General features: G+C 57.9%; 20 protein-coding genes. 18 read left to right on the top strand and 2 right to left on the bottom strand.

Going from position 1 to position 15,571, the window contains the following annotated elements; all coding sequences use genetic code 11:
• Nucleotides 1-14: 14 nt before the first annotated feature.
• The 16 genes from tuf (at nt 15) to M504_RS17715 (ending at nt 12,145) form a co-directional block, all read left to right on the top strand.
• Nucleotides 15-1,202 carry an elongation factor Tu gene (gene tuf / locus M504_RS17790; RefSeq protein WP_047492748.1) on the top strand — a complete coding sequence of 396 codons (1,188 nt, stop codon included), beginning with the start codon at nt 15-17 and terminating at the stop codon, nt 1,200-1,202.
• 301 nt (nt 1,203-1,503) lie between these two features.
• Complete coding sequence (locus M504_RS17785; protein ID WP_052200989.1) at nt 1,504-2,232, top strand: DUF882 domain-containing protein; 729 nt, start codon at nt 1,504-1,506, stop codon at nt 2,230-2,232.
• Nucleotides 2,233-2,435: 203 nt separating this feature from the next.
• Nucleotides 2,436-4,694: a GH92 family glycosyl hydrolase gene (locus M504_RS17780; RefSeq protein WP_047496504.1), complete on the top strand. Its 2,259-nt coding sequence runs from the start codon at nt 2,436-2,438 to the stop codon at nt 4,692-4,694.
• Between the two features lie 314 nt (nt 4,695-5,008).
• Nucleotides 5,009-5,329 (top strand): 30S ribosomal protein S10, encoded by a 321-nt coding sequence (gene rpsJ, locus M504_RS17775; protein ID WP_047496501.1) that lies wholly within the window; start codon nt 5,009-5,011, stop codon nt 5,327-5,329.
• Between the two features lie 63 nt (nt 5,330-5,392).
• Entirely contained in the window at nt 5,393-6,127 is a 735-nt protein-coding gene (gene rplC / locus M504_RS17770; protein WP_047496498.1) for a 50S ribosomal protein L3, read from the top strand.
• Between the two features lie 159 nt (nt 6,128-6,286).
• Nucleotides 6,287-6,961 carry a 50S ribosomal protein L4 gene (rplD, locus tag M504_RS17765; RefSeq protein ID WP_047496492.1) on the top strand — a complete coding sequence of 225 codons (675 nt, stop codon included), beginning with the start codon at nt 6,287-6,289 and terminating at the stop codon, nt 6,959-6,961.
• Nucleotides 6,961-7,254: a 50S ribosomal protein L23 gene (locus M504_RS17760; RefSeq protein ID WP_047496489.1), complete on the top strand. Its 294-nt coding sequence runs from the start codon at nt 6,961-6,963 to the stop codon at nt 7,252-7,254. The genes rplD and M504_RS17760 overlap by 1 nt, the downstream gene beginning before the upstream one ends.
• A gap of 140 nt (nt 7,255-7,394) precedes the next feature.
• Complete coding sequence (gene rplB / locus M504_RS17755; protein ID WP_047496486.1) at nt 7,395-8,219, top strand: 50S ribosomal protein L2; 825 nt, start codon at nt 7,395-7,397, stop codon at nt 8,217-8,219.
• A 21-nt stretch (nt 8,220-8,240) separates the two neighbouring features.
• The gene (rpsS, locus tag M504_RS17750; RefSeq protein ID WP_047496483.1) at nt 8,241-8,522 is read left to right on the top strand and encodes a 30S ribosomal protein S19; all 282 of its coding nucleotides are present in this window, start codon (nt 8,241-8,243) and stop codon (nt 8,520-8,522) included.
• A gap of 56 nt (nt 8,523-8,578) precedes the next feature.
• Nucleotides 8,579-9,100, top strand: a complete 522-nt coding sequence (rplV, locus tag M504_RS17745; RefSeq protein WP_047496479.1) for a 50S ribosomal protein L22 — start codon at nt 8,579-8,581, stop codon at nt 9,098-9,100.
• Between the two features lie 113 nt (nt 9,101-9,213).
• Nucleotides 9,214-9,882, top strand: a complete 669-nt coding sequence (gene rpsC / locus M504_RS17740) for a 30S ribosomal protein S3 (protein ID WP_047496476.1) — start codon at nt 9,214-9,216, stop codon at nt 9,880-9,882.
• 125 nt (nt 9,883-10,007) lie between these two features.
• Entirely contained in the window at nt 10,008-10,454 is a 447-nt protein-coding gene (gene rplP / locus M504_RS17735) for a 50S ribosomal protein L16 (protein WP_047496472.1), read from the top strand.
• 43 nt (nt 10,455-10,497) lie between these two features.
• A complete protein-coding gene (gene rpmC / locus M504_RS17730; RefSeq protein WP_047496469.1) occupies nt 10,498-10,752 on the top strand; it encodes a 50S ribosomal protein L29 in 255 nt (84 codons plus the stop codon).
• A gap of 2 nt (nt 10,753-10,754) precedes the next feature.
• A complete protein-coding gene (gene rpsQ, locus M504_RS17725; RefSeq protein ID WP_052200988.1) occupies nt 10,755-11,072 on the top strand; it encodes a 30S ribosomal protein S17 in 318 nt (105 codons plus the stop codon).
• A gap of 186 nt (nt 11,073-11,258) precedes the next feature.
• Nucleotides 11,259-11,630, top strand: a complete 372-nt coding sequence (rplN, locus tag M504_RS17720; protein ID WP_047496466.1) for a 50S ribosomal protein L14 — start codon at nt 11,259-11,261, stop codon at nt 11,628-11,630.
• Nucleotides 11,631-11,725: 95 nt separating this feature from the next.
• Nucleotides 11,726-12,145, top strand: a complete 420-nt coding sequence (locus M504_RS17715; RefSeq protein WP_047496463.1) for a BLUF domain-containing protein — start codon at nt 11,726-11,728, stop codon at nt 12,143-12,145.
• 26 nt (nt 12,146-12,171) lie between these two features.
• Here the strand turns inward: M504_RS17715 and M504_RS17710 are convergent, their stop codons facing one another.
• The gene (locus M504_RS17710; protein WP_047496459.1) at nt 12,172-12,912 is read right to left on the bottom strand and encodes a 3-keto-5-aminohexanoate cleavage protein; all 741 of its coding nucleotides are present in this window, start codon (nt 12,910-12,912) and stop codon (nt 12,172-12,174) included.
• Between the two features lie 221 nt (nt 12,913-13,133).
• Here M504_RS17710 and M504_RS17705 point away from each other — a divergent pair, with 221 nt between their 5' ends.
• Nucleotides 13,134-13,379 carry a hypothetical protein gene (locus M504_RS17705; protein ID WP_156993957.1) on the top strand — a complete coding sequence of 82 codons (246 nt, stop codon included), beginning with the start codon at nt 13,134-13,136 and terminating at the stop codon, nt 13,377-13,379.
• A 107-nt stretch (nt 13,380-13,486) separates the two neighbouring features.
• Here M504_RS17705 and M504_RS17700 read toward each other — a convergent pair whose 3' ends face one another.
• Nucleotides 13,487-14,395 (bottom strand): TIGR03435 family protein, encoded by a 909-nt coding sequence (locus M504_RS17700; RefSeq protein ID WP_084214501.1) that lies wholly within the window; start codon nt 14,393-14,395, stop codon nt 13,487-13,489.
• Between the two features lie 679 nt (nt 14,396-15,074).
• Here M504_RS17700 and rplX point away from each other — a divergent pair.
• Nucleotides 15,075-15,401, top strand: a complete 327-nt coding sequence (gene rplX, locus M504_RS17685; protein ID WP_047496446.1) for a 50S ribosomal protein L24 — start codon at nt 15,075-15,077, stop codon at nt 15,399-15,401.
• Nucleotides 15,402-15,571: the final 170 nt, after the last annotated feature.

Below are 15,571 nucleotides of genomic sequence, written 5' to 3'. Positions count from 1 at the left end.
GGAGCAAGAGAGCAATGGCGAAGGAAAAATTTGACCGTAGTAAGCCTCACGTAAACGTTGGCACGATTGGTCATATCGATCACGGCAAGACGACGTTGACAGCGGCGATCACGAAGGTTCTTTCGAAGCACAACCCGAAGAACAGCTTCCGTTCGTTTGACACGATTGATAACGCACCGGAAGAGCGCGAGCGTGGTATCACGATCTCGACCTCGCACGTGGAGTACGAGACGGCGAACCGTCACTATGCACACGTTGACTGCCCGGGCCACGCTGACTACATCAAGAACATGATCACGGGCGCAGCGCAGATGGACGGCGCGATCCTGGTGGTTGCAGCGACCGACGGCCCGATGCCCCAGACGAAGGAGCACGTTCTGCTCGCTCGTCAGGTTGGCGTGCCGTACATCGTTGTGTTCCTGAACAAGTGCGATGCTGTGGAAGATCCCGAACTGATCGACCTGGTCGAGATGGAAGTTCGTGAACTGCTCAGCAAGTACGAGTTCCCTGGCGATGACGTTCCTGTCATCCGTGGCTCGGCTCTGGGCGCGCTGAACGGCGAAGCTCAGTGGGAAGCAAAGATCGACGAGTTGATGCAGGCCGTGGACGACAACGTTCCGCAGCCTGACCGTCTGGTCGACCTGCCGTTCCTGATGCCGATCGAAGACATCTTCTCGATCTCGGGCCGTGGAACTGTAGTGACGGGCCGTATCGAGCGTGGTCGCATCAAGGTTGGCGAGCCGGCACAGATCGTGGGCTTCCGCGATACGCAGGCGACGACCGTGACCGGCGTTGAAATGTTCAAGAAGCAGCTGGACGAAGGTCTTGCTGGCGACAACGCAGGTCTGTTGCTGCGTGGTACGGCGAAGGACGACGTGGAGCGCGGCATGGTTCTGGCGAAGCCGGGATCGATCACGCCGCACACCGTGTTCAAGGGCGAAGTGTACGTTCTGTCGAAGGAAGAAGGCGGCCGTCACACCCCGTTCTTCAACGGCTACCGTCCCCAGTTCTACTTCCGTACGACGGACGTAACGGGTTCGGCAAAGCTGCCGGAAGGCACCGAGATGGTGATGCCAGGCGACAACGTGGCTCTCGAGATCACGCTGCACACACCGGTTGCTATGGAAAAGGGTCTGCGCTTCGCCATCCGTGAGGGTGGACGTACCGTAGGCGCTGGCGCTATCTCAGAAATCGTTAAGTAAGCACTTCGTGCCGTTCTCGACATCGCTTCGCGATGTGTGTTCGGGATCGGCAGAAGATATCAACACAAGAAGGGTCAGCCGAAAGGCTGGCCCTCTTGCTTTGCCTGAAGTGAACCATTCCCGATTCGGGCTAGCACGATGCAATTTTCGGCACAAGTGTTGCGTCAGGATCACCTATTGCCTACTATGGAAACCTAGGGCTGAGTTTGCTGATTGGTTCGTATGCCTCCGGTGCTGCCGGACCCAACGAAGATGATCACCACGTCGGCGCCGCGAATCGAACCCAGGAGCTTCCGTCGCTGTGCCACTGCGCTTCTCTTCGTTAAATCTCGGCTTTGTGTCTGCTCGTACAGTTACCGCTTTCGGCGTGCTTTTGGCGCTCGGCATGACCGCTCCTTCCGCCTGTGCGCGCAAGTTTGAAGTCCGTAAGCACCCGCGCATCCGCGCTGTGGCTCACGCTTTCGTGAATGCCACCCTGCCAGGCCTCGGGCTGCTCCCCATTGAGGGCGACGAAGTGACGACGCCTTCCGAAGGCCAGAAGTACGAACTGAAGTTTGCTCACCAGGGCGGCGAGATGATCGACGTGGTGTATCGCGTAGGCGACACCTATATCCCTGAAGCGCTGGACAAGCTCAACCACTTTCTCCGTGACAGCCACAACCAGGAAGTCACAACGTTTGATCCGCGCACCTTTGACGTTCTGCACACGTTGATGGCAAAGGTGGGCAAGGGCGGTGGCGTGATCAGCGTGCTTTCTGCGTATCGCTCGCAGGAAACGAACGACGCGCTGCGCGCCAGCGGAACAACCAATGCAGCGGAGCACTCGCAGCACATTGAAGCGAAGGCCGTCGATATGCGCGTGGAGGGTGTTCCGGCTGCGCGTCTCCGCGATGCAGCCTTATCGCTGGACGCGGGTGGCGTCGGTTACTACCCGAAGAGTCAGTTCGTGCATGTTGATACGGGCCCGGTCCGCAAGTGGACGTATTCCCCGCATGCTTCCGGACATAAGCGTCGTCACAAGCGCGCCTAGAGTCGAGATCATCAGGTCAGCGAAAGCCCGGTCCCATGGATCGGGCTTTTCTGTTTGCAGATTGCAAAGGTGAAACACCCAAATTCACCGTGAAGAATCACCATCCCCAACATGCAGGCGCGCCATTGCGGATAGACTTCATGATGCGCACGCAACATGGATTCGGCATGTTGTGCGCGGATCTCTGGTAAGGACCCACCTTCATGGCTGCAACACGACGCGATTTTCTGAAAGGCACCGGTGCTCTTGCCGTTGCCGCCGGTACACCTGCTCTTACTGCGGAAGCGGCGACGCAGAAGCACAGCGCGAAATCCGCAACGCAGGCGCCGCCTACCGGTGCATTGAGCGATTACGTCAATGTGTTGCAGGGAACGAATTCCAATCCGCAGTTTTCGCGCGGCAATACGCTGCCAATTGCCGCAGAGCCGTTTGGCATGGCGCACTGGACGCTGGAATCGCGCAGCGGATCGCCGTGGATGTTTTCGCCGATCGACCAACGCATTCAGGGCTTCCGCCTGACGCATCAGTTGAGCCCGTGGCTCAGCGATTACGGGTTCACCACCATTCTGCCGGTGACCGGAGAACCAGATGTGCGTGCTTCAGCGCGAGCCAGCTCGTATCGTCCCGATGAACTGGTGGCGCATCCGTACGGCTTCAAGCTGAACCTGCTGCGTTACTGCATCGATGCGGAGCTGACACCGACGTGTCGTGGCGCAGTGTTACGTGCCACAAGCCGCTTGGGCGACGACATTTCGCTCGTGATTGATGTGCCGGAGAAGGGTGCAGAGTTTCAGTGGGATGCCAATTCTGGCACCTTGCATTGGAAGACCTCCGCAAGTGCAGGCGGTACGCCGGAAGGATTTGCAACGTACTACATTTTGCGCGCTGGCAAAGGCGCGACGTTTGAGCAGAAGGCGCTGAAGAGCAATGCTCCGGGACGCAATAACAGCGGCAGCCTGATTGGCATATTGAATCTGAAGTCGGCGAAAGCTGAGGTTGCAATCACGCATTCGTTCATCTCGTTTGATCAGGCACACCGCAACATCAATACCGAAATGGGCACGAGCGGCTTTGACGCGGTGCAGGCGAAGACGAAGGCCATGTGGGAGGAGCATCTTCGCGCAGTGGTGATTCATGGCGCAACGGAGACGCAGAATCGCACGTTCTATTCCTGCCTGTATCGCACGCTGTTGTTCCCGCGCATCTGGCATGAGATGGACGCGAGCAACAAGCCCGTCCACATGAGCCCATACACCAACAAGCTGACGCCCGGCGTGATGTACGCCGACCACGGCTACTGGGACGTGTACCGCGCCTGGTATCCCATGATGACGCTGCTGTATCCAGAGCGGCTTGGTGAGATTCTGCAGAGCTGGGTGAACGCTGGCGCCGAAGGTGGATGGATGCCGCAGTTCCCATGCCCGGGCTATCGCGCCTGCATGACGGGCTCGCTGATTGATTCGCTCTTTGGCGATGCAGTGGTGAAGGACATCTCCGGCTTTGATCGCGAAGCCGCATACCAGTTGCTGAAGAAGCACGCGACGCAGGTTGGCGATCCTTCAAAGGGATATGGACGTCGTGGCTCGGCTTCGTATCAGAAGCTGGGTTACGTGCCGAACGATGAAGTCGAACAGGCCTGCGTGGAGTCGCTGGATGCGCACTATGGCGACTTCTGCATTGGCCAGATCGCCGCGAAGCTAGGGCACGCGGAAGACGCTGCGTTCTTCGCTAAGCGCTCGAAGAACTGGCGCATGATGTGGGATCCGCAGGTGAAGTTCTTCCGTGGCAAGAATGCCGATGGCAAGTGGGCGCCTGAGTTCCGGCAGTACCAGTGGGGCTCGCCTTACGTTGAGGGCAGCGCATGGCAGCATCGCTGGAGCGTGCCGCACGAGCCTGAGGCCATGATGAATGAAGCCTTCGGCGGCAAGGATGTTTTCATTGCGGAACTGACGAAGTGCGTTGAGCAGGAGCCGCGCTTTGAGGTCGGCGTCTATCACCAGGAGATCCACGAGATGAGCGAGATGGCTGCGGTGCGCTTCGGCCAGTACGCGCATTCGAATCAGCCATCGCACCACATTCTGTGGATGTTCACGGTAGGCGGTCGTGCCGACCTGACGCAGAAGTGGGTGCGCAAGGTGCTGGATGAGCTATACACGCCCGAAAACTTCTGCGGCGACGAAGACACCGGTGCAATGGCTGCGTGGTACGTGCTGGCATCGCTGGGGTTATACACGCTGTGCCCGGGCAAGCCGGAGTGGATGCTGGGTTCCCCCATGTGGCAGAAGGCGGAAGTTCGTCGCGGTTTGAAGGGAAGCAGCTTGACGGTTGAGGCTGCGGGTGATCCCGCGACGAAGCCATACCGTGCGGGCGTTGCCGTTGATGGCAAATCACACAGTGGCGATGTGATCTCGCACGGTGATCTGGTGAAGGCCGCGACGCTGCGCTTTACCGTCAAGGCATAGCGAAATACCCAACCAGTAAGGCATCTGCACTGGAATTGGTGCAGATGCCTTTCTCTTTGTTGAATGCCGTTGAAGGCAGGTTAATTTCTGGCAGAAATGCTGCTATGATCAATTGTCTGCTGCGTGAAGGTCGCTTGCGGTATTGGCGGCTGGTTCGGGATGGCGAGTGAGTCCCGGCGCGGTGGTCCCTGACAAATTTTTGCCGTTTCACCGCATTTTCCTGTGGGAAAAGAGTCGTGCTTCGGTTACACTCAAAAGGTTGGTCTGAAGGCCAGCCGCAGTTGTAGATCTTTGCGTAAAGAGAGTTCGAACACATGGCTGCACAGCAGAGAATTCGCATTCGCCTGAAGGCGTATGACTATCGTGTCCTGGACACGTCGACCGGCGAGATCGTTGAGACCGCCAAGCGCACCGGAGCACAGGTTGCGGGTCCGATTCCCCTTCCCACGATGAAGAACAAGTACTGCGTGCTCCGTTCCCCGCACGTCGACAAGAAGTCGCGTGAGGCGTTCGAAATCCGTACGCATAAGCGGCTGATCGACATCCTGGAACCGACGCAGCAGACGGTGGACGCGCTGATGAAGCTCGACCTGCCCGCTGGCGTTGACGTGGAAATCAAGACCGTAACCAAGTAACACCAAATTCAATACACCGGCAGTGCCCCGCTGCGTGCGCGGGCATGATGAGGAGAGAATCACATGGCAGTAACAGGTTTGCTCGGCAAGAAGATTGGCATGACCCAGGTGTTTGACGACGCCGGTGTTGTGCACCCGGTCACCGTGATCAAGGTTGGCCCCTGCGTTGTCACCCAGGTGAAGACGCAGAAGACTGACGGCTACGATGCCGCACAGATCGGTCTGGTGGAGTTCGTGAAGGCCTCCAAGCTGACCAAGGGTCTGGCTGGTCACCTGGCGAAGAGCGATGCTCCGCCGGTTCGTGAGATCCGCGAAGTGGGCATCGAGTCCACCACGGGTGAGAACGAGGGTGAAGGCGCTGTGAAGGCTGGCGATCGCGTTCTGGTCGACATCTTCGACGGCGAGCGTTTCGTTGACATCATTGGTAAGTCGAAGGGCCGCGGTTTCGCGGGCGTGGTTCGTCGCCACGGCTTCGGCGGTGGCCCCAAGTCGCACGGCCACATGTTCCAGATTCAGGGTTCGATCGGTGCATCGTCGTTCCCCTCGCGCGTATTCCCGGGCCAGCGTATGCCGGGTCACCACGGTGACGCGCAGATCACGGTTCGCAACCTGCGTATCCGCGGCATCGACCTTGAGGACAACCTCCTCTTGGTTGAGGGTGCAGTTCCGGGACCCCGTGATGGTGTGATTTTGATCTCGAAGTCGAAGAATCCGCCGCGTGAGCGTCGTGGATTCGCCGGCTCCGGTACGGTCGATCCGTTGAAGGCTTCGAAGAAGGCTTCCGGTAAGAAGAAGTAAGGACTGACGGCAGAGCAATCTCTGGTTGCTCTGCCGCTTAGTTTTGTAAGTGAAGTACATCGCATCGTCTGCGGACTTGGTCGAAATGAGTAAGTCGACGGCAGGATGACAAATTGAACTTAGGGCGCTCGCAATAGAACGAGGGCCAGAGGAAGCAAGATGGCAAAGATTAACGTAGTCGATCTCGGCGGGAACAAGGTCAGCGAGCTTGAGCTTGCGGACGAAGTGTTCGGCGTCGAAGTGAATGAGGCCCTGCTGTGGGAGTCGGTGAAGCATTACCGCGCTGCCCTCCGTCAGGGAACCGCCGCCACCAAGAACAAGAAGCTCGTGTCGGGTTCCGGCAAGAAGCTGTGGAAGCAGAAGGGAACCGGTCGTGCCCGTGTGGGTTCGGTTCGTTCGCCCATCTGGCGCCACGGTGGTACGGTTCACGGACCCCAGCCCCGCTCGTATGAGTACGCCTTCCCCAAGAAGAAGCTGCTCGGCGCTCTGAGCTCCGCTCTCGCTTCCAAGCTGCAGGACGGCAAGCTGACGGTTGTTTCCACTCTGGATGTTGCTGAGCCGAAGACCAAGCTCTACCGCCAGGCCCTGGACAAGCTGGATGCCAAGAAGACCGCTCTGCTGGTCGTAAGTGGCCAGAAGCTGACCGACAACCTGTTCTTGGGTTCGCGCAATCTTGACGGTGTTGAGCTGGTGCTGAGCTCGGAGGTTCACCCCTACGATCTGCTGCGCTACGAGCACGCCATCTTCTCCCAGGATGCCATTGAGGCTCTGCAGGAGACGCTGAAGAAGAATGTGTCGCGCCGTAAGCTGGCTGCGAAGAAGGAGGTTGCGTAATGGCAACTGTTTACACCACCATTCGCCGCCCGCTGATTACGGAAAAGGGCATGATCGCCAAGGAGACCGAAGGCACTCTGGTGTTTGAGGTTGCTGCTGGCGCGACGAAGAATGAAGTGAAGCATGCAGTGGAGAACCTGTTCAAGGTGAAGGTTGCTGCGGTTCGTACCGCCAACTACCTGGGCAAGGAGCGCCGCCGCGGTCGCTTTACCGGTTTCAAGCCGGACTGGAAGAAGGCATACGTTCGCCTGGTTCCGGGTTCGAAGATGCCGGAGTATGTCAACTCGCTCTAAGGAGCGAAACAGGCCAGCAAGTCAGCGAGTTTGCAAGTCAGCGGATCTCGCGCAGTAAGTGAACTTGAGGGCTTGAGTACACGAAGTAACCCCAATCCGCGCGCCTGACTAGCTATGCGGATGGTAAGGAAGTTAGGGAAATGCCGATTAAGACATTCCGACCGATTACGCCGACACTGCGCTTCCAGTCGAAGCTGGTGAACTCGGACATCACGACGAACCAGCCGTACAAGCCGCTGCTGGCAACCAAGCAGCGCACAGGCGGCCGTAACTCCACCGGTAAGCTGACGATCCGTCATCACGGTGGTGGCCACAAGAAGAAGCTTCGTATTATCGATTTCAAGCGCGACAAGTTCGGTGTTCCCGGAACCGTTGCGACGATCGAATACGATCCGAACCGCTCCTCGCGTATTGCTCTGATCAGCTACCGCGACGGTGAGAAGCGCTACATCATTCAGCCGGTTGGCCTGAAGGTTGGCATGACGGTGACCTCTGGTCCCGACGCCGACATTCTGGTTGGCAATGCTCTGCCGCTGCGCAACATCCCTGCTGGTACGACGGTCCACAATGTGGAACTGCGTCCTGGTAAGGGTGCACAGATGGTTCGCTCTGCTGGTTCGTCCGCGCAGTTGGTTGCGAAGGAAGGCGATTACGCTCTCCTGAAGCTGCCCTCCGGCGAAACCCGCCGCGTGCTGGTGGATTGCATGGCAACGGTTGGCCAGGTTGGCAACACGGATCATGAGAACATCTCGCTCGGTAAGGCCGGTGCAAGCCGCTGGCGCGGTATCCGTCCGACGAACCGTGGTGTTTCTATGAACCCGGTGGATCACCCGCACGGTGGTGGTGAAGGTAAGACCTCAGGCGGACGTCATCCTGTTACGCCGTGGGGACAGCCGACACGTGGCTACAAGACCCGTAACAACAAGCGGACCGATGTGTTCATCGTGAACCGCCGCAGCAAGTAAGTCAGGGAGCGAGAGGAAAATATGGCACGTTCTACGAAGAAGGGCCCATTTATCGACGCCCACCTGATGACGAAGGTTGAGGTGCTGAACACCGCGGACAAGAAGGAAGTCGTTAAGACTTGGTCGCGTCGTTCCACCATCTTCCCGGAGTTCGTCGGTCACACCATTGCTGTGCACAACGGCAAGAAGTTCATCCCGGTCTACGTGACGGAGAACATGGTGGGTCACAAGCTGGGTGAGTTTGCCGCGACGCGTACCTTCAAGGGTCACGCAGCCAAGGCTGAAACCGCCAAGGGTCGTTAAGTCGGGATTTAGTTACGTCAGCCTCCGGTTTTGCCGGAGCGCGATAAGGAAGAGTTATGGCGAAGACAGCCGAGAAGAGTGCAGTACGTGAGTTCCGCGCCGAGGCGCGGTTCCAGCGGACCAGCCCGCAAAAGGCGAAGCTGGTGCTGGACACGATCAAGGGCCAGAGCGTGGAAAACGCTCTGAACACCCTGATGTTCACCCGCAAGCGCATCGCTCCCATCGTGGAGAAGGCGCTGCGTTCCGCAGTGCAGAACGCAAACTACCTGAGCCAGGAACAGGGCTTCGATCTGGACATCGATCGTCTGTTCGTGAAGCAGGCTGTTGCTAACGAAGGCCCGCGTATGAAGCGTATCCGCCCTGCCCCCATGGGCCGTGCGTTTCGCTATCAGCGTCGCCTTGCTCACATCATCGTAACGGTGGCGGAGAAGAAGTCTGTTGAGGCAACAAAGCAGGCTGAAGCTCCGGTAGCGGCTGCGGAGGGTGGCAAGAAGAAGGCTGCTCCGGCAAAGAAGGCTGCTGCCAAGAAGGCTCCGGCGAAGAAGGCCGCGAGCAAGAAGGCTGCCGCGACTGCGTAAATTTATGGCCGGGCTGTAAGCCGGCCCGGCATCGCCGAGAAGTTGAGGCGGCGAGTAAGTACTGAGTAAGTTCGGAACTAAGTTCTCCGGACGCGAAGTGAAGGGATTAAGTTATGGGTCAGAAGGTCCATCCGTATGGTTTCCGCCTCGGCGTGAACAAGCCGTGGAAGTCGCGCTGGTTTGTGGAGCGTGACTACGACAAGCTGCTGGTTGAGGACGTGAAGCTCAAGGCTGAGCTGCGCGAAAAGCTGAAGGCCGCTGGTGTCTCGTCCGTTGAGATCGAGCGCCCGGGCAACAAGCTGCGCCTCATCATCAAGACCGCCCGTCCGGGCATCATCATCGGCCGCAAGGGCGCTGAGATCGACAAGCTGAAGGCAGACATCCAGAAGCGTACGAACCGCGAAGTGTTCATCGACATTCTGGAAGTCAACAAGCCTGAGCTGGATGCGCAGCTGGTCGCAGAGAACATCGCTCTGCAGCTGGAGAAGCGTGTGTCGTTCCGTCGCGCGATGCGTAAGAGCGTTGATTCGGCTCTGCGTTTCGGCTGCAAGGGTATCAAGGTTCGTGTATCGGGCCGTCTGAACGGCAACGAAATCGCACGTTCCGAGTGGTATCTGCAGGGTCGTCTGCCGCTGCACACGCTGCGCGCAGACATCGACTACGGCTTTGCCGAAGCGAAGACCACCTACGGCATCATCGGCGTGAAGACCTGGGTCTACCGCGGCGATATCTATGAGCAGAAGCGCCGCCGTGACAATGTCACGACGACGGGTGCGTTCTAAGTAACGCCAAACATTGCGGGGTTGAGCAATCAACCCCGCGTAACACCAAGAACAGAAGGCGCGCGGAGACTGGGCCACTTATCTAACTAAGTGACGCCAAGGCCGCAGCGGGAAAGAGTGCAGTTATGTTGCAGCCCAAGAAGGTTAAGTACCGTAAACAGCAAAAGGGCAAGATGCGCGGTAAGGCATGGCGCGGTTCCGAGCTTGCATTTGGCGACTACGGTTTGAAGGTTGTGGAGTGCGGCTACATCACCGATCGTCAGATCGAAGCAAGCCGTATCGCAATGACCCGTTACATCAAGCGTGGCGGTAAGGTTTGGCTCCGGATCTTCCCGGATAAGCCGATCACCAAGAAGCCGGCTGAAGTTCGAATGGGTTCCGGTAAGGGTGCGTTGGATCACTGGGTTGCAGTGGTTCGCCCCGGCAAGCTGCTGTTTGAGATGGAAGGCGTTCCGGTTGAGATTGCGAAGGAGGCCATGCGCCTTGCTTCGAACAAGCTTCCGCTCCGCACCGTTTTCGTGCAGCGTCCGAACATCAAGGCGATTGACCCCAAGGCTTCCGCAGCCGCGTAACTGCATAGCGTCTCTGAATGCAGACGCTGAATGAGAGATTGAAATGGAACTGAACAAGATCCGCGAATTTACGGACAGCGAACTGAAGGAGCAGCAGGCCCAGGCGGGCGAGCAGCTCTTCCGCGTTCGCTTCCAGAAGAGCCTGGGCGATGCCGCAGGCGTGAACAAGCTGCGCGAACTGAAGAAAGACATCGCGCGCATCAAGACTGTGGCGCGCCAGCGTGAGCTTGGCCAGGCCGTGGCTCCGACGGAGTCGGCTGCGCCCGCGAAGAAGACCCGTAAGGCGAAGAAGGCATAACGATGGCTGAGACGACTGCTACGACTACTGCTACGGCAGAGAAGATTGGCCACCGCACCGAGAAGATCGGCCTGGTGACCTCGACCAAGATGGACAAGACGATCGTTGTTTCGGTGGAAATGCGCAAGGCGCACCCCAAGTACAAGCGCATCGTGAAGTCGAACAAGAAGTTCTACGCGCATGACGAGCAGAACTCAGCCCGCGTTGGCGATCAGGTCCGCATCCGTGAGACCCGTCCCACCAGCAAGCTGAAGCGCTGGAACCTCGAAGAGATCGTTCGCCGCTCGAGCCTGAGCGAAGCGACTCCGGCTTCGAAGTAAGATAAGAGTTTGCCCGTCGCCGGCATCGTTCGGTGACACTATGGGCATGACGCGTCCAGCGCGACGATCGTTGAAGATGTCGTTCAGCGATCCGCTCCGCGGCCGCGACCATTTAGTGGATTTGACTGGGGCGAGATAGCCCCCGGCCTTAGGCTCTGGAAGCCTCGAAGGTCAGGAGAAGAAGCAATGTCCGTACAAATGCGTACGATTCTGGACGTAGCCGATAACTCTGGCGCACGCCGTCTGCAGGTCATCCTGCCTCTCGGTGGTGGTCTCGGTAAGAAGGCTGGTCTGGGCGATGTGGTGACGGCAGCGGTGAAGGAAGCTTCGCCCGACGGCACCGTGAAGAAGGGCAAGGTTGTGAAGGCCGTGATCGTGCGCACCCGCAAGGAAGCGCGCCGCAAGGACGGTACCTACATCCGCTTTGACCAGAACGCAGCCGTCGTGATCAACGACGCAGGCGAGCCGGTGGGAACCCGTGTATTCGGACCCGTAGCCCGCGAACTGCGCGACAAGAAGTTCCTGAAGATCGTTTCGCTCGCTCCGGAAGTTATCTAACTCTCTCGAAGCGTAGGTTCCATACAAAGACCGCCGGCAGTCGCTGGCGGTCTTTGTCGTCTGGACACATAACTTTCAGAGGGAAGAATAGAACCATGGAGTACCGACTTATCTATTGCAGCCGTAACCGGATCGAGGGCTCGGAGCAGCAGATTGCCGAAGAAATTGAAAAGATCCTTGTGAGTTCCCGCAGGAATAACGAGAAGCACAACATTACAGGTGCTCTCCTGTTCAACGGCCTTGCGTTTGCGCAGGTGCTGGAAGGGCCACGTCTCGCCGTGGAAACTCTCTACGCAACGATCTGTGAGGATAACCGGAACAGCCACAACGTACTGCTGGAGACCGCCGACATTGCAAAGCGGGACTTCGGTCGTTGGTCGATGGCGTATTCCGGCCCGGATTCCGGTGGCCATCTCTACGAACACCTGAAACTCGCCGATGTCGAGACAGATGGATCGGGTGTCGCAAAGCGTGTGCTGGACCTATTGAAGAGCGTGGTGCACGCACACGTATAGGCTCCGCGCTATATGCACCTGCAGTGCTAGCGCAGACGACTGCCACTGTTGCGGATCAGTTCAACTGCCGCGGTTGTGAGATCAGCATTGTTTGCAGCGGGGCTTCCATCTGGGAGTGTGATCACATCCTCAAGCCCTGTGCGGATGCTATGGCCGCGTTGTAGAGCCCGCCGATTCACATCCCAGCAAGCCATTCCATAGCCGTGGTGGAGCTGTTCAAGCTGGATACCGGCATCGGTCACGATTCGCTCCATTGCGGCTGCTCGTTGCAAGGCGACTTGTGGATCAAGATCGAGCGGCTCAATCAGGATGCAGCGACAATGCCTTGCCAAACCGGATGCAACAAATGCTTCTGCATCGCTTTCCGTCAGGAGACCGGCTTCGATTCCGACACCGCGACCCAGAAGGTGTTCACAGAGTGGAATGATGCCGGGCTCTCCCTGATTGGCTGAGACCAGATCCGGCAAATCATCCCAATCCTGAATGAGCCGCAGACGTTCCGCAGGATTGCTGACGATGGCAGCGGACGTTGTGAGCGATATCGGAGTGTCAGGGCACAGTCTCCGAATCGCACGAAGAACCTGACCGCACTCGTGTCCGTGAAGTGTCTCTTTCCCATCGCTGTCGTAGGCATGAACGTGGACGGAATGGGCCCCGGCATGGACGACCGAAAGGGCCACCTCTGCAATGGCTTCTGGAGTACGCGGAGCAGCGGGGTGAGGGGAGTCTCCGTTGAGCGCTACCTGAAGGAAGACTGGGGTGACCATGAGTTTCAGACTACGGGATGGTTGGCCTAGTCCGGTGTTGGCTGGGCGATGTGGTCCACAATCAACTCTTCGATTTGACCTGTGCCTTTCTTAAGGCGCAGGTCAGGTTGTTTTTCCAGGGCGCCGGTAAAGGTCTGGGCGCCGCCATTCTGGCATAATCTTTTCGCAAACAAAGGCGGGCAGAAGTGCTATTTGATCGGTTCAATTTGGCGATACTTCGAGTGGAAGATGCTTTGGGCGAGCAGCAGGTACGCCGGGCGCGGTTAAAGCGGCTTCGGGTACAGGCTATGATCCTGCTTATTGTGACCGCGATTCTTGGCGGGCTACGCTATCGCGGCGCCGATTTGCAGACGACCGAGTCGAAGGTTGTGTGGGCCGTGTTCGTCGGAATGATCCTCTTAATTTTTGCTGGCAGGATCTATTACACAAGTCGCCGACTAGCTGCTTTGGAAGAAGCGGGGAAATGACCTCCTGAACCCATAATTTTCACTTGGGGCGTGTACATCGCATTCGCTCATTCGAACGTATACAGCTTCATGAGAAGGCCGTTTTGTATGGCGGAAAAGATAACAAGTTAGTCCGCTGTGGGCTGGGCGATGTGGTCCACAATCAGATCTTCAATCTGACCTGTGCCTTTCTTAAGGCGTAGGCCAAGTTGTTTTTCCAGGGCGCCGGTAAAGGTCGGGGCGCCCCCATCGCTGGTAGTCTGCGGGGCGTTCGCTTCGTCGATCTGGAAGTCGAGCGTCATGTCGTAATGGCCAGTCAGACCGGTCGCATCCACCATGCGGTCCATGCCGCGGCCGCCGAGAACACCGCCCAGGCCATCGAAGAGGGTACAGGCTTCCGGCAGGGTGACGTCGATCATGCTCACGTGCATGATGCCGCCCTCTCTGCGGTTGATCTGCAGCCCGCAAAGGACAGGGGATGGTTTACCGGCAACGGTTTCCGGAACAGGCGTACCGGGCTTAATGCAACCCGGCGATGTTTCATGAGGCTTCAGATTCGGACCAGTCGCACCGGGCCTCGCCACGCTCAGCAGGTTGACCATCCCTGTGTGGTTTTCCCGGTGAGCTTTCAGCGCGAAACGGTCTTCCAACAGATTGCGCAGCATCAGGCGTATGTCTTCCATGCTCTGCGAACCTTCCGGCGGACGCGCAACGATCGTGTACTTCTGGTGCTGCCCCCAGTCAGGCAACCGTGCCCGCATGGCTCGGGCCTCCACTTCGTCGTCTACGCCATAGGCGAACATGATGAGCGGTGGGAGCGGCCCAGTCATAGTCAGCAGGCCGTGCGGTGTTTGCGCCCTGCCCAGGGCGATCATGAAACCAAGGCCTTCCATGGGGGCGTCGGGAGAGGCAGGTTTGACGGAGGCGGATTCGAAGGTGGGGAGTGGGGCTGCTGCTTGTTGTGACCTAGCGAGCGTGCAAAAGAGAAAGAGACTGAATGCCAACCTTGCAATTGGTCCTTGGCAACTCAACTTCATTCGGTACCTCCCTGTTTGCAGTTTGGCTACCGAAGTGAGAGTGCACTTTCCCAAATCTGGCCAGCACGGTAGGGTCCATCTCCGTCCGCATCGAACTGAGGTTCGTCGAACCAGACCCAGTACACTCGATGTTTGCCGAGCGCACTATTCTCAATGCGTGTAAGGCCTCCCTCTCTGTTGAGGGGATGCGCAGAGACGGTCCCTGTTGCGCCCTTCGCCCAGAAGAAGTCTTCAGCTACACGAATCTGATCGTCTACTTTGAACCTGTCCATGCCGCTATCTGTTTCCATTTCGAGTGCAATCGTCGCGCTGTTACTCTCGCTGACATGATCGTGTACGTCAAGCTCTTAGACGAAGGTACAGATGCATGGGCACCCGTTGATGCGTCGCATGTGCGAGATGATGTTTATGAGCTGACTACTGCTGGCGAGAGTCTCGCGGATGCAGAATTGGAGTTCCCACCCGGGACTCTCGTTCGGTGCAGCATCCATCCCGGTAGCGAGAACTCATTCCTGGCTGCCTACGAGCAACTTTCGTCGATCTGATAGCGAGATTTATTGCAATTCCTCGTATTTTCGCGTAAAGTAGACAAGTTTGGTCCAACTGCATCACCTCGACCTGCGGAGGTACTCGCAGAGGCCTGTGTCCGGGACCACGGCACGGGATAGGGAGTAAAGCAATGGCACATGTTTTGAAGAACGACAACGTGATTGTTCTGGCAGGTAAGGACAAGGGTAAGACCGGCCGCGTACTGCGGATTGTTACGGACAAGAACCGTGTTCTGGTGCAGGGCGTTGGCATGATCAAGAAGCACGTCAAGCCGAATCCTCAGGCAAACATCAAGGGCGGCATCCTGGAGCAGGAAGCTCCGATCCACCTTTCGAATGTGGCTCTGGTGGATGGTAACGGTAAGGCGACTCGTGTAAGCATTCGCGTGGTTGACGGCAAGCGTGAGCGCATTGCCAAGACGACCGGCGAAACGATTGCTTATCCGAAGGTGAAGTAAGCGATTTTCAGATAGCAGGTGCGTAAGCGCCTGCGCTGTTCGTTGGAAGACCTCTCTGGCTTGCCAGGTGCGTTCCGGCGAAGTCCTCAAGCGAGCAGCGAATCCAGAAACAAAGGAACACCCCACGAAACGGTATACGGGCCGTGACGCGAGTCGAAGCCCAATCCGAT

The organism is Terriglobus sp. TAA 43 (assembly GCF_000800015.1).
GTDB lineage: Bacteria > Acidobacteriota > Terriglobia > Terriglobales > Acidobacteriaceae > Terriglobus.
This window is presented reverse-complemented; position numbering and strand designations above follow the sequence as displayed.